The organism is Acidovorax sp. DW039 (assembly GCF_037101375.1).
Taxonomy (GTDB): Bacteria; Pseudomonadota; Gammaproteobacteria; order Burkholderiales; family Burkholderiaceae_C; genus Acidovorax.
In genome coordinates this window covers 3310717-3329131 of sequence record NZ_AP029019.1, presented here as the reverse complement: position 1 = coordinate 3329131, position 18415 = coordinate 3310717, and the positions used below count along the sequence as shown (strand labels likewise).

Annotated in this window: 17 protein-coding genes and 2 tRNA genes; 8 read left to right on the top strand and 11 right to left on the bottom strand. The window is 60.9% G+C overall.

Annotated features, from left to right (window positions below; genetic code table 11):
- The first annotated feature begins 88 nt into the window (after nt 1–88).
- The 3 genes from AACH87_RS14910 to AACH87_RS14900 all read left to right on the top strand — a co-directional run bounded on the left by AACH87_RS14910 (nt 89) and on the right by AACH87_RS14900 (nt 2826).
- Nucleotides 89–898: an ABC transporter permease gene (locus tag AACH87_RS14910; protein ID WP_338795265.1), complete on the top strand. Its 810-nt coding sequence runs from the start codon at nt 89–91 to the stop codon at nt 896–898.
- A 126-nt stretch (nt 899–1024) separates the two neighbouring features.
- Nucleotides 1025–2074 (top strand): MlaD family protein, encoded by a 1050-nt coding sequence (locus AACH87_RS14905; protein ID WP_338795264.1) that lies wholly within the window; start codon nt 1025–1027, stop codon nt 2072–2074.
- A complete protein-coding gene (locus AACH87_RS14900) occupies nt 2071–2826 on the top strand; it encodes a hypothetical protein (protein ID WP_338795263.1) in 756 nt (251 codons plus the stop codon). The genes AACH87_RS14905 and AACH87_RS14900 overlap by 4 nt, the downstream gene beginning before the upstream one ends.
- Before the next feature lie 215 nt (nt 2827–3041).
- Here AACH87_RS14900 and AACH87_RS14895 read toward each other — a convergent pair whose 3' ends face one another.
- The 3 genes from AACH87_RS14895 to AACH87_RS14885 all read right to left on the bottom strand — a co-directional run bounded on the left by AACH87_RS14895 (nt 3042) and on the right by AACH87_RS14885 (nt 4028).
- On the bottom strand, nt 3042–3230 hold the full coding sequence (locus AACH87_RS14895) for a hypothetical protein (protein WP_338795262.1): 189 nt from the start codon (nt 3228–3230) through the stop codon (nt 3042–3044).
- Between the two features lie 232 nt (nt 3231–3462).
- Nucleotides 3463–3771, bottom strand: coding sequence for a hypothetical protein (locus AACH87_RS14890; RefSeq protein ID WP_338795261.1), 309 nt, complete (start codon nt 3769–3771; stop codon nt 3463–3465).
- A 172-nt stretch (nt 3772–3943) separates the two neighbouring features.
- Nucleotides 3944–4028: transfer RNA gene (locus AACH87_RS14885), tRNA-Leu, on the bottom strand.
- 40 nt (nt 4029–4068) lie between these two features.
- On the opposite strand from AACH87_RS14885, the gene cysM reads away from it, so the two are divergent.
- From cysM to AACH87_RS14870, 3 genes are all read left to right on the top strand, one after another.
- Nucleotides 4069–4971: a cysteine synthase CysM gene (gene cysM / locus AACH87_RS14880; protein ID WP_338795260.1), complete on the top strand. Its 903-nt coding sequence runs from the start codon at nt 4069–4071 to the stop codon at nt 4969–4971.
- Nucleotides 4972–5086: 115 nt separating this feature from the next.
- Nucleotides 5087–5656, top strand: a complete 570-nt coding sequence (locus tag AACH87_RS14875; RefSeq protein WP_338795259.1) for an NUDIX domain-containing protein — start codon at nt 5087–5089, stop codon at nt 5654–5656.
- A gap of 2 nt (nt 5657–5658) precedes the next feature.
- Nucleotides 5659–5886: a sulfurtransferase TusA family protein gene (locus AACH87_RS14870; protein WP_338795258.1), complete on the top strand. Its 228-nt coding sequence runs from the start codon at nt 5659–5661 to the stop codon at nt 5884–5886.
- A gap of 115 nt (nt 5887–6001) precedes the next feature.
- Here the strand turns inward: AACH87_RS14870 and galU are convergent, their stop codons facing one another.
- The 3 genes from galU to AACH87_RS14855 form a co-directional block, all read right to left on the bottom strand.
- A complete protein-coding gene (galU, locus tag AACH87_RS14865) occupies nt 6002–6889 on the bottom strand; it encodes a UTP--glucose-1-phosphate uridylyltransferase GalU (RefSeq protein WP_338795257.1) in 888 nt (295 codons plus the stop codon).
- Nucleotides 6890–6991: 102 nt separating this feature from the next.
- On the bottom strand, nt 6992–9889 hold the full coding sequence (locus tag AACH87_RS14860; protein WP_338795256.1) for a valine--tRNA ligase: 2898 nt from the start codon (nt 9887–9889) through the stop codon (nt 6992–6994).
- A 176-nt stretch (nt 9890–10065) separates the two neighbouring features.
- Complete coding sequence (locus tag AACH87_RS14855) at nt 10066–11355, bottom strand: carbohydrate porin (protein WP_338798976.1); 1290 nt, start codon at nt 11353–11355, stop codon at nt 10066–10068.
- Between the two features lie 499 nt (nt 11356–11854).
- Here AACH87_RS14855 and AACH87_RS14850 point away from each other — a divergent pair, with 499 nt between their 5' ends.
- A complete protein-coding gene (locus tag AACH87_RS14850) occupies nt 11855–12184 on the top strand; it encodes an SMR family transporter (RefSeq protein ID WP_338798975.1) in 330 nt (109 codons plus the stop codon).
- Nucleotides 12185–12279: 95 nt separating this feature from the next.
- On the opposite strand, the gene AACH87_RS14845 is transcribed toward AACH87_RS14850, so the two are convergent.
- The 3 genes from AACH87_RS14845 to AACH87_RS14835 all read right to left on the bottom strand — a co-directional run bounded on the left by AACH87_RS14845 (nt 12280) and on the right by AACH87_RS14835 (nt 13847).
- A tRNA-Ser gene (locus AACH87_RS14845) sits at nt 12280–12369 on the bottom strand.
- Nucleotides 12370–12452: 83 nt separating this feature from the next.
- A complete protein-coding gene (locus tag AACH87_RS14840) occupies nt 12453–13367 on the bottom strand; it encodes a stomatin-like protein (protein ID WP_338795255.1) in 915 nt (304 codons plus the stop codon).
- A 54-nt stretch (nt 13368–13421) separates the two neighbouring features.
- A complete protein-coding gene (locus tag AACH87_RS14835) occupies nt 13422–13847 on the bottom strand; it encodes an NfeD family protein (RefSeq protein ID WP_338795254.1) in 426 nt (141 codons plus the stop codon).
- Nucleotides 13848–14021: 174 nt separating this feature from the next.
- Here AACH87_RS14835 and AACH87_RS14830 point away from each other — a divergent pair, with 174 nt between their 5' ends.
- Nucleotides 14022–16388 (top strand): arginine/lysine/ornithine decarboxylase, encoded by a 2367-nt coding sequence (locus AACH87_RS14830; RefSeq protein WP_338795253.1) that lies wholly within the window; start codon nt 14022–14024, stop codon nt 16386–16388.
- Nucleotides 16389–16541: 153 nt separating this feature from the next.
- Here AACH87_RS14830 and AACH87_RS14825 read toward each other — a convergent pair whose 3' ends face one another.
- Complete coding sequence (locus AACH87_RS14825; protein ID WP_338795252.1) at nt 16542–17426, bottom strand: DNA ligase; 885 nt, start codon at nt 17424–17426, stop codon at nt 16542–16544.
- A gap of 139 nt (nt 17427–17565) precedes the next feature.
- Nucleotides 17566–18366: an enoyl-ACP reductase FabI gene (fabI, locus tag AACH87_RS14820; RefSeq protein WP_338795251.1), complete on the bottom strand. Its 801-nt coding sequence runs from the start codon at nt 18364–18366 to the stop codon at nt 17566–17568.
- Nucleotides 18367–18415 lie beyond the last annotated feature (49 nt).

Genomic DNA, 18415 nt, shown 5'->3' with positions numbered 1-18415 from the left:
ACGTAAGCGCTAGAGGCCTGAATTGCATATGGTAGTGCGCTTTGCCATGGCCGCAATTACCTGCAGGCAGGGCCGCTATGATCCGCCCATGATGTTGCACCGGTCTGCCCTCTCGCTGCCTGGTCGTGCATGGGGCACGGCGCAGCGCTGGGCGCTGGCCTGGTGGCGCATCCTGTACCTGGGGGCCGTGATGCTGGTGCTGTTGCTGTCACCCTCCAGCTATGGGCGGGGCACCCGGCATGCGCTGGCCAGGCATGTCTATCTGGACACCGCGCCGGTGCTGTTGGGTTTTACGGCGCTGGCAGCCTTGATCAGCCTCGTGCTCACACGCATTGTGGTGGTGACCGCGCTCAGCTATGGCTTGTCGCGCTATGCGCTGGAGATGGTGATCCGCGTGCTGGTGCTGGAGTTGATTCCCCTTACCGCAGCCCTGTTTGTGGCCATGCGCTGCACCATCCCCAACGGCACGCAGCTGGCGTTGCTGCGCCGTTCGGGCCGGTTTGCCCAGTTGCAAAGCCGCGGGGTGGACCCGGTGCGGGCCGAGGTTTTGCCCCGCGCCGTGGCAGGGGTGTTTGCATGCATCACCCTTGCAGCCCTGAGCTGCGTGGTGGCGCTGGTGCTGGCTTACCTGGGCGTTTATGGTTTCAACTTGGCGGGCCTGCCCGGCTACACGCGCATGTTCGGTCAGGTGTTCTCGCCCGCCGTCACACTGGTGTTTGTCGTCAAGACCCTGCTGTTCAGCCTGGCGGTGGCGCTGATCCCGCTGGCGGCAGGTTTGTACGGGGATTTGGGGCGTGTGCGGCCCGATGTGACTTCTTCCGAACTGGGCGGCTTGGCCCGCATGTTTGCGGTGCTGCTGCTGATCGAGATGGGGTCGTTGATGGGCAACTATTACTGAGGAACATGTGGATGACGCTCCTGCACTGCCTTGTGGACTTACACCTTGCCTGGCGCGAAGTGATGTTCACGTCTTGCAACCCGCAGCCCTTGCCCGGCCGCCGAACCTGAGCCTTTTTGTCTGCCCATGAATCCAAAGCCTCCTGTTCCCCCTGCCTCGGCGTCTTCAACCCCGAGCCCTGCTGCATCGGCGGGCGAGGGGGTTGCGTCTGCCGTGCCGCATGTCGAATCCCTGCAGCCCGTGGCGCATCTGGAAATCAAGGCGGCGCTCTTGCTGTTGCTGACCCTCTTGCTGATCGTGGGCTCTGGCCTCTATCTGCTGTATGCCCGCGGCGTTTTCGAGCCCACGCAGACGGTGGTGCTGGTGGCCGAAGATTCTGAAGGCGTAGTGGTGGGGATGGACATGACCTTCTCGGGCTTTCCGATTGGTCGGGTGCGCCGCATTGAGCTGGCAGAGACGGGCAATGCACGCATCATGGTGGACGTGCCCCGCAAAGACGCCCACTGGCTGCGCGAGTCCAGCGTCTTTACCCTGGTGCGTGGCCTGGTGGGGGGCACCAACATCCGGGCCTACAGCGGTATCTTGACCGACCCACCGCTGCCTGACGGTGCGGTGCGCCCCGTGCTGAGGGGGGACGCCACTGCCGAAATCCCGCAACTGATGGCCACCGCGCGCGAGTTGCTTGGCAACCTGACCGCGCTGACGGCGCAGGACGCGGCCCTGGGAAGCAGCCTGGCGCAGGTGCAGGCGTTGACCCAGAAGCTCAATGGCCCCGGCGGTGCACTGGGCGTGCTGATGGGTAACGAGGCCGATGCGCGCAAGGTACTTACCACGCTGGAGCGCACCAACGCGCTGCTGGCACGGCTGGATGGCCTGGTGTTGCGTGCAGACCAGCACGTGTTTGGGCGCGATGGCAAGGATGCCCTGGTGCCCGAGGTGCGCGCAGCCGTGGGCCAGCTCAATGGCCTGCTGACCGACACCCGCGCCAGCTTGAAAAAAGTGGATGCCGTGTTGGCTGAGGCCCAGGCCATTGGTGCAAACGCCCGCGAAGCCACCACCGACCTGGGGGCATTGCGCGCTGATGTGGAGGCCAACCTGCGCAAGGTAGAAGGGCTGGCGAACGAGCTGCAGCGCAAGTGGCCCTTCGCCCGTGAAACGGAGATCAAGCTGCCATGAAACCGCTCTCACGGCTTACCACGGGCTTTGCTTCGTTACCCCGACATTTGCCTTCCGTAATCACCCGGCGCTGGATGGGCCCTGTAGCTGCGGCGGCTGCACTGGCAACGCTGGTGGCTTGCTCCAGCCAGCCGCCCGTGCCCGAATGGCAACTCAACGCGCATGGTGCGGCAGAACGGGCATTGCAGGCCTACCTGACAGGAAACCAGCGCGTGGAAGCCGCCGAATGGGCTCGCGCCCGCCAGGCGCTAGCCAGCACGGGCCGCGCCGATCTGCTGGCACGGGCAGAACTGCTCCGCTGTGCAGCCCAGGTTGCAAGCCTGGCCATGCCGTTGACGTGTGAAGGGTTTGCTGCGCTGGCGGTAGACGCCACACCTGCAGAAAAAGCCTATGCCCGTTATCTGGAAGGGCGGGGACTGCTGGCGGGGGACGTGGCTATGCTGCCTGAATCCCAACGCGCCACTGCTCAGGCGCTGATGTCCGGACAAGAGCAGCTTGCGCAGCAGGCCGTTGGCGCGGCAGCCCCTGCGGAGCCGCTTTCTTCACTCGTCGCTGCAGGCGTTCTTTTCCGCGCTGGCAGGGCAGGGCCGCAGGTGGTGGCAGGTGCGGTCAATATGGCTTCTGCACAGGGTTGGCGCAGACCCTTGATGGCGTGGCTGACGGTTCAGGCCGAGCAGGCTGAGCGTGCGGGCGACGCGCCACTGGCCGAGCAGGCCAGGCGCAGACTGGCGCTGATGGCCTTGTCTCCTTGAACCCTCCTTGAACCGGGCTCGACCAGCCGGGGCCAGATGGGTTTTGCCGAACAGCTTGAACTAGCAGATCAATCACCGGCGAACTGCCCAGTAAAGCTCCCGGAACACCGTAGGGAAACAGTGAAAACCGAGATCTTTCTGGTCCCTGTGCTGTTGTACTTATGAAGTGGATTGCTTTGTCATCTCATGCCAAGCATTTGAAGGCGTGATGCTCATCAGGGTGATATCGACAGGTCTGCAGGAATGAGTGCATCCAGTTGGCTGGGCAACATGGGCAACGAATCTGCCGATTGCACGACCCAATCAGGGGCAGAACCCACCAGAGCGGCTGCAAACGCCAGAGTCACCGTTGCCACGAAGGCGAGCAAAGCAGCTGCTTGCGGAGAGAGGTGATGGAGTGTCATGGCGTTGCTCCTTCTGAGGTGGGTGATGCGTACAAAATCTGAAGGTGCGGGGGCCGCAATGGCTCACCCCGCTCCAGCCTCAATGGCCAGTGGTTGAGATTCCACCAAACCTGACCAGTTCCGTGTGTAAGACAAGTGCGAATCCAGAATGCACTTTGTCTCTATTTGTTTCTGCGGCAGGATGGTGGCCTCTACGGCAGAGGTCTTGGTGGCTCCATGAAGGAGCAATCCCTCAAGAAATGCGTACTTCGAAGTACATGCCCTCGGCCTCACCCAGGTCACGAAAGCCCGCCTGCCGCGCAGCGTTACAGGCCTTGGTCCAGCGAGCCGCCAGCGCCAGGTCTGCCTGCGATATTTCTTCGGCATCCGCCGTCTCCAGATCGGCCATGGTGTCGAGCGCGGCGGCCACCTGTTCGGGGCCTCCCAGTGCGTTTTCCAACGCCTTGGCATAGCGCGCTTCCGCCATCGTGCGAGTCCTCTCGGGCACCTCATCAGGGCAGTCGCGCAGGGTCACGGTGTACAGGGTGTCAATCACTTCCATGCTAGGCTCCTCAAAAGATACTGTTTAAATATACAGTAATTTGTAAGAGCTGCGAAGCAGGTGTGGCCGAGGTGAATGCCTGGCGTGTCACCAGGTCGATGCGTGGGACGGTCTGTGTGACAAGCGCGCAAACAAAAAGGCCGCATGTTCATAGAACATGCGGCCTTGTCTGTGGTGCCCGGGGCCGGAATCGAACCGGCACGCCTTGCGGCGGGGGATTTTGAGTCCCCTGCGTCTACCAATTTCACCACCCGGGCGGGAATTCGTGAAGACTCAAATTATGGCACAGTAGTGACCATGAATTATCAAACTATCGAACAAGCGGTTGGCAATACGCCACTGGTCGCGTTGCAGCGCATTGGTGCCCAAGACAACTCCGCCCGAGGCAACGTGGTGTTGGGCAAGCTGGAAGGTAACAACCCGGCCGGGTCGGTGAAAGACCGGCCCGCCTTGTCGATGATTCGGCGTGCCGAAGAGCGGGGCGATATCCGTCCCGGAGACACCTTGATTGAGGCAACCTCCGGCAACACGGGCATTGCGCTGGCCATGGCGGCGGCCATCAAGGGCTACCGCATGGTGCTGGTGATGCCTGAGGATCTGTCCATCGAGCGCGCACAGACCATGAAGGCCTTTGGTGCCGAGCTGGTGCTGACCCCCAAGAGCGGCGGCATGGAACATGCCCGTGACTTGGCCGAGGCCATGCAAAAGCGGGGCGAGGGCAGGGTGCTGGACCAGTTTGGCAATGCAGACAATCCACGCATCCATTACGAAACCACAGGGCCCGAAATCTGGGAGCAGACGGGTGGGCGCATCACCCACTTTGTCAGTGCCATGGGCACGACGGGCACCATCACGGGTGTCTCTCGCTTCCTGAAGGAAAAGAACCCTGGCATCCAGATCGTGGGTGCGCAGCCGCAGGAAGGCTCGCGTATTCCGGGTATCCGGAAGTGGCCTCAGGAATATCTGCCCAAGATTTACGATCCCCGCACGGTGGATGAATTGGTGTACGTCAGCCAGGATGACGCGGAGGAAATGTGCCGCCGACTTGCGCGTGAAGAAGGCATTTTTGCCGGTATCTCCGCCGCAGGTGCTTGCTGGGTAGCCCAACAGATTGCGGCGCGCGAGCAGAACGCCACCATCGTGTTCGTGGTGTGTGATCGTGGGGATCGTTACCTCTCTACCGGCGTGTTCCCTGCCTGAGGGATGGACCTTTTGCGCTCCCTCTGCATTGCCGCAGCGTGTGGGGCTTGTTTGTGCTCAATGTGCCTGTAGCACCCGTCTATAAAGCGGAAGCAGCTATTAATTTGGAAGCGCTATGACGCATTACGAAGTTCGATACTGCACCCACTGCGGCACACCGCTGCAGTGGATTACCCAGGCAGAGGATGGTGGTGACAAGGCGCGCTTGCGGTGCCCCGCCTGTGGCTGGACGCACTGGAACAACCCCACGCCGGTTTTGGCCGCCATTGTCGAAATTGGCGGCAAGGTACTGCTTGCCCGCAATGCCGCCTGGCCTGAGAAGATGTTTGCCCTGATCACGGGCTTCATGGAGGCTGGGGAATCTCCGCAGGAGGGCATCGCGCGGGAGGTCAAGGAGGAAACGAATCTGGATGTGCGCTCCACCACGCTGGTGGGGGCCTATGAGTTTTTGCGCATGAACCAGGTCATCATTGCCTACCATGTGGTGGCGCAGGGCGAAGTGCGGTTGTCCCCCGAGTTGGTGGACTATCGCCTCTATGATCTGGAAAAACTGAAATGCTGGCCTGCCGGTACAGGGTATGCATTGGCTGATTGGCTGCGCAGCCGAGGCCATGAGCCGGTTTTCTTCACGGAAGAAGAAAACGCCGAGCGCCGCCGCGGGCTGGGTTTGCCACCCAAGGATTGACCATGGAAATTCACAAAGAAATTGATACCCGGGGCCTGAACTGCCCCTTGCCCATCCTGAAGGCCAAAAAAGCCTTGGCCGACATGGCCAGCGGCCAGCTGCTGAAGGTGTTCGCGACAGATGTTGGATCGCTGCGCGACTTTCAGGCCTTTGCCCGGCAGACGGGTAACGAGCTGGTAGAGCAGCAAACGGTGGGTGAAGAGTTCATCCACGTGCTGCGCCGTCGTTAACGTCCCCGATCCCTGCAAGCTCTGCGAACAGGGATCGAAGTAATGGCTCTTGGGATGGCGGGTACGGTGATTATTCGAGATGGAGGCATGCGTCGGCCTCCAGTCCCCATACCAATCAGAGCGACAGACCCTGCAAGTATTCGCGGAACGAGTCTCCCACCTGGGGATGCTTCAGGGCCAGTTCCACTGTGGCCTGCAAAAAACCTTCCTTGCTACCGCAGTCATAGCGCTTGCCTTGGTACTGGAAGGCGTACACCGCTTCATTTTTCATCAGGCGTGCGATACCGTCGGTCAGCTGGATTTCACCCCCTACGCCCCGGGGCTGGTGGCGGATTTCTTCAAACACCCCAGGCGTGAGGATGTAGCGGCCTGCCACACCCATGCGTGAGGGGGCTACGTCGGCCTTGGGTTTTTCGACGATGCGGTCGATGCGGATCAGTGGGCCACCAGCGGGCTCACCCGCCACGATGCCGTATTTGTGCACTTGGTCCTCAGGCACTTCCTGCACGGCAATCACGGAGCGACCTTGCTGACGGAAGGCCGTCACCATCTGTGCCAGCACGGGTTGCCCGCCTTCGGGACCCACCATCAGGTCATCGGCCAGCAGCACGGCAAAGGGTTCGTTGCCTACGAGCGGTTCAGCACACAGCACGGCATGGCCCAGGCCCAGGGAGCGGGGCTGGCGCACAAAGGCGCAGTCCATGTCATCGGGTTGCACCGAGCGCACCAGTTCCAGCAGTTCTTCCTTGCCTGCCGTTTCCAGTTCAGATTCAAGCTCGTAGGCGGTATCAAAGTGGTCTTCAATCGCCCTTTTGCTGCGCCCGGTAACGAAGATCATGTGGCGTATGCCTGCCGCGTAGGCCTCTTCCACCGCGTACTGGATGAGCGGCTTGTCCACCACTGGCAGCATTTCTTTGGGAGACGCCTTGGTAGCGGGCAAAAAACGCGTGCCCAGGCCAGCAACAGGAAAAACAGCTTTACGGACGGTTGTGGCAACAGTCATGGATGTTCCTTCAGGACTTCTTTGTCAAGATAAATGTGGTCCGTCACGCACCACGGCACAACGAACCCTCTGCAGGGGTAAGAGCCGAGTATGGCCGATGGCTTAACCCAGCCGTGTCAGCTGATCGCGCAATCTGCCGAGGGTAGCTGTGAAGTCGGCCACCCGCTTTTTCTCCTGCTCCAGCACTGCGGCGGGGGCCTTGGCCACGAACGCCTCGTTGGAGAGCTTGCCGTTGGCCTTGGCGATCTCGCCTTCGATGCGGGCGATCTCTTTGGAGAGGCGGGCCTTCTCGGCGGCCACGTCGATCTCCATGAACAGGCACATGCGTGCCTCGCCCACCACTGCCACGGGTGCCGCCTGCGCAGCAGCGGCCCAGGCCGCTTCGTCGTCAAACACCTTCACTTCGCTGAGCTTGGCCAGCGCCTGCAGCACGGGAGCCACGCCACGCATGAAATCGGCGTCGCCCACCACAAACAAGGGCAGGCGAGTGGAGGGCGACACATTCATTTCGCCGCGCAGCGCGCGGCAGGTGTCCACTAGCCCCTTGACGCGACCCATGTAGGCGATGGCACCTTCGTCGATCTTCTCGGGCTGCGCCTCGGGGTACCGGGCAATGCTGACCGACTCACCCTTCAGGCCCGCAACAGGCGCCACCACCTGCCACAGGGCTTCAGTGATGAACGGGATGATGGGGTGCGCCAGGCGCAGGATGGCTTCGAGCGTGCGGATCAGTGTGCGGCGCGTGGCGCGCTGCTGGGCTTCCGTGCCATTCTGGATCTGCACCTTGGCGATCTCCAGGTACCAGTCGCAGTACTCGTTCCACACGAAGTCATAGATCGTGTTGGCCACGTTGTCCAAGCGGTACTCTTCGAAGCCCTTGGCGACTTCGGCCTCGGTCTTCTGGAGCAGCGAGCTGATCCACCGGTCGGCTTGGCTGAAATCCATGTAGCCATGGGCCTTGCCGCCGGGCTGGCAGTCAGCCTTGGTGTGCTCCATCAGGCCGCAGTCCTGGCCTTCGCAGTTCATCAGCACGAAGCGGCTGGCGTTCCAGAGCTTGTTGCAGAAGTTGCGGTAGCCCTCGCAGCGCTTGCTGTCGAAGTTGATGCTGCGGCCCAGGCTGGCCAGCGCAGCAAAGGTAAAGCGCAGTGCATCGGCGCCGTAGGCCGGGATGCCTTCGGGGAATTCCTTTTGTGTGTTCTTGCGCACGGTGGGCGCGGTCTCGGGCTTGCGCAGGCCGGTGGTGCGCTTGTCCAGCAGCGGTTCCAGCGCAATGCCGTCGATCAGGTCCACGGGGTCGAGCACGTTGCCCTCGGACTTGGACATCTTCTTGCCCTGCGCGTCGCGCACCAGGCCGTGGATGTACACGTGCTTGAACGGCACGCGGCCGGTGAAGTGCGTGGTCATCATGATCATCCGGGCGACCCAGAAGAAGATGATGTCGTAGCCCGTGACCAGCACTGTGCTGGGCAGGTATAGGTTGAAGTCGTCGGTGTCCGCGGTGCCTTGGTTCGGCCAGCCCATGGTGCTGAAGGGCACGAGTGCGGACGAGTACCAGGTGTCCAGCACGTCTTCGTCGCGGCGCAGCTTTTTGCCCGGTGCCTTGGCCTGCGCCTCGGCTTCGGTGCGGGCCACGATCACGTTGCCGTCTTCGTCGTACCACGCCGGGATTTGGTGGCCCCACCACAGCTGGCGGCTGATGCACCAGTCCTGGATGTTGTTCATCCACTGGTTGTAAGTGTTGACCCAGTTCTCGGGCACGAACTTCACATCGCCGCTGGCCACGGCATCGATGGCTTTTTGCGCAATGCTCTTGCCGGTGGGGTCCTGCTCGGACACCTTGCTCATGGCGACAAACCACTGGTCGGTCAGCATGGGCTCGATCACCTGGCCGGTGCGGGTGCAGATCGGCACCATGAGCTTGTGCTTCTTCACCTCGACCAGCGCGCCGATGGCTTCGAGGTCCGCCACCACGGCCTTGCGGGCCACGAAGCGGTCCATGCCCTGGTACTTGGCGGGCGCGTTCTCGTTGATGGTGGCTTGTAGCGTCAGCACCACGATCATGGGCAGCTTGTGGCGCTGGCCCACGGCATAGTCGTTCTGGTCGTGCGCAGGCGTCACCTTCACCACGCCCGTGCCGAATTCCTTGTCCACGTACTCATCGGCGATCACCGGGATCTGGCGGTCGCACAGTGGCAGGTTGACCATCTTGCCGATGAGGTGCGTGTAGCGCGCATCCTCGGGGTGCACCATCAGCGCCACGTCGCCCAGCATGGTCTCGGGGCGGGTGGTGGCCACCGTCAGGCTGCCAGAGCCATCGGCCAGCGGGTAGGCGATGTGCCACAGCGAGCCATCTTTTTCTTCGTTCTCGACTTCCAGGTCGGACACCGCGGACTGCAGCTTCGGGTCCCAGTTCACCAGGCGCTTGCCGCGGTAGATCAGGCCTTGTTCGTACAGCTTCACGAAGGTGTCGGTCACCACAGCGCTGAGCTTGTCGTCCATGGTGAAGTATTCGCGGCTCCAGTCCACGCTGTCGCCCATGCGGCGCATCTGCGTGGTGATGGTGTTGCCGGACTTTTCCTTCCACTCCCACACCTTGCTCACGAAGTTCTTGCGCGCCTCGGGCGGGGTGGGGCCCATGTCGTAGCGGCTGATGCCTCGCTCTTGCAGCTGGCGCTCCACCACGATCTGCGTGGCGATGCCCGCGTGGTCGGTGCCGGGCACCCAGACGGTGTTGAAGCCCTTCATGCGGTGGTAGCGCGTGAGGCTGTCCATGATCGTCTGGTTGAACGCATGGCCCATGTGCAGCGTGCCCGTCACGTTGGGCGGCGGCAGCTGGATGGAGAAAGAAGCTTCACCAGCCTGGGGGGCTCCAGTCCCCCGGAACCCGGCCGCACCGTAACCGCGTTTTTCCCATTCAGGGCTCCAATGGGCTTCGAGTTCGGCAGGTTCGAAGGACTTGGACAGGCTTTCAAGGCCAGGTTGTTGCAGGGGCGTGCTCATGGATGGTGTGTTCGTACAGAAGGCCGCAGCTGGGCAGCCCGTGGGGGACAGGGAGTAAAGCCATGGATTTTAAGACAGGGCACCTTTGTCCACGCCCACTCTGGTCCAGTGGGCTGGCTGGGTTCTGACCCCGACCCCGCTGCGGCTGCGATAGGCCAGCGCTCGTTAGCGCTGCTTCAAAATTCTGCGTGCAGCCTCAATCCATAAAACTTCACAGGTCCCCTATCCCGGTTGTAGCCGGGGTTGCGGATGTACTGGAAGTCTGGGCTGAGGCTCAGAAACTTCGACAGCTGAGCGCTGTAGTAGATCTCTAGCACCTGCTCTGGGCCATACCTTAAAGCACCGTCTCCCAGAAAGGCCCCTTTGCCACCTGCTGCCAAGTAGGCTTTATGGCCAGAGCGCAGTCGGTTGTCTGCCCAGGCTATCCCTGCTTCGTCATCAGGTCTTCCCCATGACTTGCCTTTGAGCGTTCCTCCCATCGCTAGTTGCCTTCCAATTTCGGTAAAGGCATAGGTTTCTGTTTTATCGTCCGACTGGTTGATTCTCACGAATACACCCGCGGAATCACTGACCTCCTGGAGCAGGGTCAAGCCAACTCCCGCTTTGTCATGTTCTCGCCGCACAGCCGCCACATCCGGTGCATTGCCGTTGGCTTGCCCCAGTGCCTGAGCATCCGCAAATGCACCCATGCGGGCTTTGTTGCGCCACAAGAGCAATCGGGCTTTGCCTGGACGGTCTGCAAGCGTGTAGCGCTTTTCCAGCTCGAGCATGTCGCCGTAATGCTTGAAGATGCGCGAGTCCAGCTTGGGGCCGTTGGATTCCTTGGGTTGAAGGAACCTGCCCAGGCGCAGGGACCAGTCATTGCCTGTGTACTCCAAAGATGCTCCCCAACTGTATCCCCGGGCATCTGCCGCGTAGTCAAAAGACCCATGGGTTAACGAAGACCAGTTCATGAACTGGGTTCGTGGGTCTGATCCATAGGGGTTTTGGTCAAACACGTCCAGAACGCTGAAGTTGCCTGCCGTCAGAACGATGCGCTCAGCATCTATTTGCCGAGCCAGTTGGTTGAAATCTGATTCCAGTGACTCTTTGCCGCCCCCGAGTCCCCATGTCTGGCGCACGAAAGCCCGTGCCCGGTAGAAAGTGGGGTTCGTGCTGGAGGATTTGGCCAGCTCTCCGTTAGAGAGTCCGCCCAAGCCGTGCAGCGTGGAGAAGGGGACGCCTTGCGATACCTCGGGGTTGAAGTGCAGCTCAGCGCCTTCGCCCCATCGCATGCCGATATCCAAGGTGCTGGTGAACGAATAGCTCTTCGCCCGCTCGGCTTGCAGGCTGTTCTCGCCGGAGTAAGCGGCCGCAAAGGCGGGTTTGCGCTGCCAGATGTACGTGGCTTGACCGTGTAAAACGAAGGTTTCCTGTTCCTCAGCGACTGCAGTCGCGGGAGGAGTCTGTGCATGGGCTGGGCCCATCAGCCATGATCCTCCCAGAAGCAGCAATGTCATGATTGCTTTTGCAATGGAGCTTCCTGATGTGCGAGGGTGGAGCGCGGGATTGCGAGGAGAGAAGTCCCGCATTTCAATGTTGAATGAACAGAGCATGTGAAAGCGCTGAAAATTCTTCCGCCTTCTGGAACGACAGAGTGGAAGAGGGCGGCCTGATGCCTCTGCGAGCCATCAAGGCTCACAGTGCACTCAAAACCTGATTCAAAACTGGAAGAGCTTCGCGCAGAGAACCAGCAGCGAAGACTGCTGCCTACCATGGGAGACCAGGCAGCAGCAGAGGGGACTGAGCTGACTGGTCGTTCAAAAGTGGATTGAGATCCAACAAGAACAACCATTCATAGGTGTAACCCGAAGTTGTGACAGTTTCGAGAATACCAGAGAGGGCGTGCGGAATGCGCCCTGCGCTGCTCGTGGGCTTGGACGGTGAGGTCTCATCAGACTTCAAGATACAGTCCACCGCATGAACATGAGCTATTGCTTTCTGGCGATTGCCATCATCTCCGAAATCATCGCCACCACGGCCCTCAAAAGCTCTGTGGGGTTCACCCGGCTGGGGCCCAGCATCTTGACGGTGGTCGGCTACGCCTGTGCGTTTTATTTTCTCTCACTCACCCTGAATGCCGTACCCACTGGCATTGCTTACGCGTTGTGGTCGGGTGTCGGAATTGTCCTGATTTCATTGCTGGGGTGGCTGATCCATGGGCAGGTGCTGGATTTGCCTGCACTGGTCGGGATCGGATTCATTCTTGCGGGCGTTCTCATCATCAACGTTTTCTCTGCATCCGCAGCCGGTTGAATGTCTGGAATCCCTGGTTATGATGGAATTCGCCTGTGCGATATGGCTGCAAAAAGCAAAAAACCCAAGTGATTTTCATCACTTGGGTTTGCGTTTGGCGGAGAGGGCGGGATTCGAACCCGCGGTGGGGATTAGCCCACACACGCTTTCCAGGCGTGCGACTTAAACCGCTCATCCACCTCTCCGAAGCCCGCTACTATAGCATTGGTTTTGCTGCTTTGACCAAATAAATGGGTTTTCTTTCGTTTTTTGGTGAGAGGGATTGGGGCTAACTGCGCTGGCTGGTCTGCACCATCTTCATGGCTGAGCCAATCAGCGCTGACACTTCGGTCATGTTGCTGGGCACGATCAGGGTGGTGCTCGCGTCAGATGCCACCTGGCTGTAAGCGTCCACGGCTTTTTCGGCCACCTTCAGTTGCACGGCCTCCTGCCCTCCGGGCTGGCGGATGGCGGTGGCCACGCGTTCGATGGCCTCAGCAGTGGCCTGTGCCACGGCGCGGATGGACTCTGCCTCGCCGAGGGCCTTGTTGATGGCTGCCTGTTTTTCGCCTTCTGAGCGGGCAATGAAGGCCTCGCGCTCGCCGGTGGCGATGTTGATCTGTTCCTGACGACGACCTTCCGAGGCTGCAATCAAGGCGCGCTTCTCGCGTTCTGCCGTAATTTGCTGTTGCATGGCGTGCAGGATTTCCTTTGGAGGAGTCAGGTCTTTGATCTCATAGCGCAACACCTTCACACCCCAGTTCAGTGCGGCCTCGTCAATGGCTTGCACTACCTGTGCGTTGATGATGTCGCGCTCTTCAAAGGTCTTGTCCAGCTCCAGCTTGCCGATGACAGAGCGCAGCGATGTCTGCGCCAGCTGCGTGACCGCCATGATGTAGTTGCTGGAGCCGTAGCTGGCGCGCATGGGGTCTGTGACCTGAAAGTACAGGATGCCATCCACCTGCAGTTGCGTGTTGTCGCGGGTGATGCAAACCTGGCTGGGTACGTCGAGCGGGATTTCCTTGAGGCTGTGCTTGTAGGCCACACGGTCCACAAAAGGGACCAGGAAGTTGAGGCCGGGGGTGAGCGTGCCTGCGTATTTGCCCAGACGCTCCTTGACCCACGCGTGCTGCTGGGGCACTACTTTGACGGAGCGGGCGACAAAGATGACGGCGATGACGAGGATGACGATGGCGATTTCCATGGCAGGCCTTGTTGAAGTCGTTGAAATGGGGAGGTGGAGAGCGCAATAAAGCGTCTATACGGGGTCTACCAGCAGGCGGTTGCCTACCAGTTCGGCTACCCGGTGCATGCCAGTGGAGGGTTGAATCCCGGGCCGATGGATGGCTGTCCACTGTGCGCCGCGGTATTTGATGGTGGCGGTGCCGTCAGCGTTCCAGTTTTCTATCAGCACGGTTTCGCCCACGTCCAGGTTCACGCTGCGGTCTGCTCTTGCAGAGGGGTCTCCGGGCCGTTTGCGCCTGAGCGTGTGCAAGGCCACTACGGCTGCGCCGCCCGTGATGGCAGCAGTCACGATCTGCAGAGCCAGGCCCGCGCCAAGATGGGCGGCCAGCGCGGCAGCTGCGGTGCCCAGCGCCAGCATCAGCAGATAGAACGTACCGGTGAGCAGCTCTGCCACCACGATGGCTCCGCTCAAAAGCCACCAAAGGGTGGATTCCTCCATGCTGGGCCTCCTTGTTGCGCAGGTGTGCGCTTGCCTGATGATGCTGGATGTCTGTAGTGCGCCACATTCTGTGGCAAAAGGCTTGCGCTTCAAAGGCCAGACACCGTTATTCCGTACACTTCGCGCCTCTTTTGTTTTTTGGCCGGGCAGGGCACGGTTTCACGGAGGCTGCGCATGAAGTTTCGCTTTCCCATCATCATCATCGATGAAGACTATCGTTCCGAGAACACATCGGGTCTCGGCATTCGTGCGCTTGCGCAGGCCATCGAGGCCGAGGGCTTCGAAGTCGTGGGGGTGACCAGCTATGGCGATCTCTCGCAGTTTGCCCAGCAGCAAAGCCGTGCCAGCGCGTTCATCCTGTCGATTGATGACGAGGAATTCACCCCAGGCCCCGACCTGGACCCCGCCGTGCTGAGCCTGCGCAACTTCATTGGCGAAGTGCGCCGCAAGAACGCAGAGGTGCCCATTTATGTGCACGGCGAAACCAAGACCAGCCGCCACCTGCCCAACGACATCCTGCGCGAGCTGCATGGCTTCATCCACATGTTCGAGGACACCCCCGAGTTCGTGGCCAAGCACATCATCCGTGAAGCCAAGAGCTACCTGGAGGGAGTGCAGCCCCCGTTCTTCAAGGCGCTGCTCGATTACGCTGAAGACGGCTCCTACAGCTGGCACTGCCCCGGCCACTCGGGGGGGGTGGCATTTTTGAAGAGCCCTGTGGGTCAGATGTACCACCAGTTCTATGGTGAAAACATGCTCCGCGCCGACGTGTGCAACGCGGTGGAAGAGCTGGGCCAGCTGCTGGACCACAACGGTGCCATTGGCGAGTCCGAACGCAATGCCGCGCGCATCTTCAATGCCGACCACTGCTTCTTTGTGACCAACGGCACGTCCACATCCAACAAGATGGTGTGGCACCACACCGTGGCCCCCGGCGATGTGGTGGTGGTAGACCGCAACTGCCACAAGTCCATCCTGCACAGCATCATCATGACTGGCGCTGTGCCGGTGTTTCTCAAGCCCACGCGCAACCATTTCGGCATCATCGGACCGATTCCCCAAAGCGAGTTCGAGCCTTCGGCCATCCAGGCCAAGATCAAGGCCAACCCGCTGCTCAAGGGCGTGGATGCGAAGAAGGTCAAGCCCCGCGTATTGACGCTCACGCAAAGCACCTACGACGGCGTGCTCTACAACACTGAAACCATCAAGGGCATGCTCGATGGCTATGTGGACAACCTGCACTTTGACGAGGCCTGGTTGCCCCACGCCGCCTTCCACCCGTTCTATGGCACCTACCACGCCATGGGCAAGAAGCGTGCACGGCCCAAGCATTCGGTGGTGTACTCCACCCAGTCCATCCACAAGCTGCTGGCCGGTATCAGCCAGGCATCGCATGTGCTGGTGCAAGACTCGCAAACAGTGAAGCTCGACCGGCCTCTGTTCAATGAGGCCTACCTGATGCACACCTCCACGAGCCCGCAGTACAGCATCATCGCCAGCTGCGATGTGGCGGCGGCCATGATGGAGCCCCCCGGCGGCACCGCGCTGGTGGAAGAGAGCATTCTCGAAGCCCTCGACTTCCGTCGCGCTATGCGCCAGGTGGAAGAGGACTTTGGCAAGAACGACTGGTGGTTCAAGGTGTGGGGGCCCGACAAGCTGGTGGACGAGGGCATTGGTCGCGCCGAAGACTGGATCATCCGCAGCGACGCCAAGAGCAAGAAGGGCAGCAAGTGGCACGGCTTTGGACAGCTGGCCGATGGCTTCAACATGCTGGACCCGATCAAGTCCACCATCGTCACGCCCGGCCTGAGCCTGGACGGCAAATTTGACAAGACCGGTATCCCAGCGTCCATCGTCACCAAATATCTGGCCGAGCATGGTGTGGTGGTGGAGAAGACGGGTCTGTACAGCTTCTTCGTGATGTTCACCATTGGCATCACCAAGGGCCGCTGGAACACGCTGCTGACCGCGCTGCAGCAGTTCAAGGACGACTACGAGAAGAACCAGCCGATGTGGCGCATCCTTCCCGAGTTCTGCCAGCAGCACAAGCGCTACGAACGCATGGGCCTCAAGGACCTGTGCCAGCACGTGCACGAGATGTACGCCAAGTACGATATTGCCCGCCTGACGACCGAGATGTACCTGTCGGACCTCACGCCCGCCATGAAGCCTTCGGACGCTTACGCCCACATTGCCCAGCGCAAGACCGAGCGCGTGGAGATCGATCAGCTCGAAGGCCGCATCACCGTGGGTTTGGTCACGCCTTACCCACCGGGCATTCCATTGCTCATCCCTGGTGAAGTCTTCAACAAGAAGATCGTGGATTACCTCAAGTTCGCTCGCGAATTTGCCAAGCTGTGCCCCGGCTTTGAGACCGATATCCACGGCCTGGTGGAAGTGGAAGATGAAAACGGACAGGTCCGCTTCTATGCCGACTGCGTGGCTGCCGAGGGCAAGCCGTCCAAAGCTGCGAAACCGCGTGCCACGGCTGACAACATCGTCCACCTGGGTGACGATGGGCCTTACGGTCGCACCCTGTAAGCGCAGGCCTGAATCCGGCGCGGTGGCGGGGCGGATAACCTGCCTGCCACTTGCCCGAGCTGCCTGTTCGTCCATTGCAACCCTCAGGTGACCCCTGGGGGTTTTTTATGGGCAGGGTGGGGGCTACACGTAAAGAGCACTCCCTGCAGCCACTCACATGTCCGGATGGGGCCTCACGTAGCTGGCAAAGCGCGGCACGCCACCGTTGTGTGCGCCTCTGAACCGGTAGGTCACCCAGCTCCCTACGGGCGGTGGGTTGGCTCGGTCACTGTCCTTGAGACCGGTGCCCAGTTTGAACCGCTGTCCTGAGGGTGTCTCTACCAGCAGGGCACCCACCTTGCCTGCATATTTTCCGGTGCCCGGCAGGTGGGCAATCACCCGTGCCTCGGCATCGTCATGGGTTTTGAACTTGAGAAGATCGTCGCTGCGGCCCGACTGATAGAGCGAACTGCCGCGGTGCAGCATCAACCCCTCGCCACCCTCACTTACCACCCGCTGCAGCAGCCCGTGCAGCTCTTCATGGTTGCTGACCCGCTGTTGCGAAACAGCTTGCACCCACGCGTGGTTGATCTGTTCCACGGTGGTGCGCAAAACGCAGAGGCGTTCGTCAAACGTGCCGCTGTGGCTGGGCAGATCGAAAGCCATGAATTGCAGCTTGCGCCAGGCTTGATCGTCTGGCCGTTGTGTGCGGGCGGTGGATTGCGCTAGTGCGAATTGGCCGCGCCCCGCCCAAAGCTCACCTTCCAGCGGCATCTCGGGCCAGCCTGCGGTAAACCAGTCGGGCGCATGCACCACCTCGCCCCGCCGGGTGCGTAGCCTTTGTCCATCCCAGTACCCACGCACGCCGTCGTACTTTTCACTCACCCAGTAGTCGGCCAGCGGCGTGCCGCGCCGGTACACCTGCGCCAGCAAAAGGGCTGGGGCGTGGGGCGGGGTGTCTGCCGCCCACGCATGGCCCAGTCCCAAGCCGCTGATGTCCGTGATACCGGGCACAGTGGCTGCCGCTGCCAGCCAGTTCAGACAGGTTCTGCGTTGCATGGTCTGCATGATGGGTTTGCTATTAAAAAAATAGCTTCCAGCGCTTGATTGATAAGCGCTGGAAGCCTTTTTCATGTTTCGCCAGGTCGTGATTCACTTGGGTGATTCACCTGCCTGACTCCGAGTTGCTGCGATCAGTTCAGACCTGATCAGCGCTCAAGCCTGCAGTCTGGCTGAAGCCGCCGTCCACATAGGTGATCTCGGCAGTCACGCCTGAGGCCAGATCGGACAGCAGGAAGGCTGCCACATTGCCCACGTCTTCAATCGTGACGTTGCGGCGCAGGGGCGAGGCATCGGCCACGCGGCCCAGCAGCTTGCCAAAGTCCTTGATGCCGCTGGCGGCCAGGGTCTTGATGGGGCCTGCGCTGATGCCGTTGGCGCGGATGCTGCGGCCATCGGCCGTGCGGCCCACAGCCTCGGCCAGGTAGCGCACCGATGCTTCCAGGCTGGCCTTGGCCAGGCCCATGGTGTTGTAGTTGGGAATGGAGCGCAGCGCGCCCAGATAGCTCAGCGTCAGCAGCGAAGCCTTGTCATTCAGATAGGGCAGGGCTGCCTTGGCCATCGCGGGGAAGCTGTAGGCACTGATGTCGTGCGCCACGCGGAAGCCCTCGCGCGAGAGGCCGTCGAGGAAGTTGCCTGCAATCGCTTCGCGTGGAGCAAAACCAATGCTGTGCACAAAGCCGTCGAACTTTGGCCACACCTGCGACAGGTCGGCGAACATGCGCTCTATCTGCTCGTCGCTGGCCACGTCGCAATCAAACACCAGCTTGGAGTTGAACTCGGCAGCGAATTCCGTGATCCGATCCTTGAAACGCTCGCCCACGTAGCTGAAAGCCAGCTCTGCCCCCTGGTCATGACAGGCCTTGGCAATGCCATAGGCGATAGAGCGGTTGGACAGCACGCCGGTGATCAGCAGTTTCTTGCCGGTCAGAAAACCCATGTTTGTTCTCCTTGTGGAATGGGGATGGGGCCCGCAGGCGCAGTGCATG

What these genes read in the sequence shown, in the direction of transcription:
- AACH87_RS14860 (WP_338795256.1), bottom strand. Translation starts at nt 9,889, where the DNA reads ATGAGCACGCCCCTGCAACAACCTGGCCTTGAAAGCCTGTCCAAGTCC.
- AACH87_RS14855 (WP_338798976.1), bottom strand. Translation starts at nt 11,355, where the DNA reads ATGGGCCCAGCCCATGCACAGACTCCTCCCGCGACTGCAGTCGCTGAG.
- galU (WP_338795257.1), bottom strand. Translation starts at nt 6,889, where the DNA reads ATGACTGTTGCCACAACCGTCCGTAAAGCTGTTTTTCCTGTTGCTGGC.
- cysM (WP_338795260.1), top strand. Translation starts at nt 4,069, where the DNA reads ATGAATTATCAAACTATCGAACAAGCGGTTGGCAATACGCCACTGGTC.
- fabI (WP_338795251.1), bottom strand. Translation starts at nt 18,366, where the DNA reads ATGGGTTTTCTGACCGGCAAGAAACTGCTGATCACCGGCGTGCTGTCC.
- AACH87_RS14895 (WP_338795262.1), bottom strand. Translation starts at nt 3,230, where the DNA reads ATGACACTCCATCACCTCTCTCCGCAAGCAGCTGCTTTGCTCGCCTTC.
- AACH87_RS14850 (WP_338798975.1), top strand. Translation starts at nt 11,855, where the DNA reads ATGAGCTATTGCTTTCTGGCGATTGCCATCATCTCCGAAATCATCGCC.
- AACH87_RS14905 (WP_338795264.1), top strand. Translation starts at nt 1,025, where the DNA reads ATGAATCCAAAGCCTCCTGTTCCCCCTGCCTCGGCGTCTTCAACCCCG.
- AACH87_RS14900 (WP_338795263.1), top strand. Translation starts at nt 2,071, where the DNA reads ATGAAACCGCTCTCACGGCTTACCACGGGCTTTGCTTCGTTACCCCGA.
- AACH87_RS14840 (WP_338795255.1), bottom strand. Translation starts at nt 13,367, where the DNA reads ATGGAAATCGCCATCGTCATCCTCGTCATCGCCGTCATCTTTGTCGCC.
- AACH87_RS14910 (WP_338795265.1), top strand. Translation starts at nt 89, where the DNA reads ATGATGTTGCACCGGTCTGCCCTCTCGCTGCCTGGTCGTGCATGGGGC.
- AACH87_RS14870 (WP_338795258.1), top strand. Translation starts at nt 5,659, where the DNA reads ATGGAAATTCACAAAGAAATTGATACCCGGGGCCTGAACTGCCCCTTG.
- AACH87_RS14890 (WP_338795261.1), bottom strand. Translation starts at nt 3,771, where the DNA reads ATGGAAGTGATTGACACCCTGTACACCGTGACCCTGCGCGACTGCCCT.
- AACH87_RS14835 (WP_338795254.1), bottom strand. Translation starts at nt 13,847, where the DNA reads ATGGAGGAATCCACCCTTTGGTGGCTTTTGAGCGGAGCCATCGTGGTG.
- AACH87_RS14830 (WP_338795253.1), top strand. Translation starts at nt 14,022, where the DNA reads ATGAAGTTTCGCTTTCCCATCATCATCATCGATGAAGACTATCGTTCC.
- AACH87_RS14875 (WP_338795259.1), top strand. Translation starts at nt 5,087, where the DNA reads ATGACGCATTACGAAGTTCGATACTGCACCCACTGCGGCACACCGCTG.
- AACH87_RS14825 (WP_338795252.1), bottom strand. Translation starts at nt 17,426, where the DNA reads ATGCAACGCAGAACCTGTCTGAACTGGCTGGCAGCGGCAGCCACTGTG.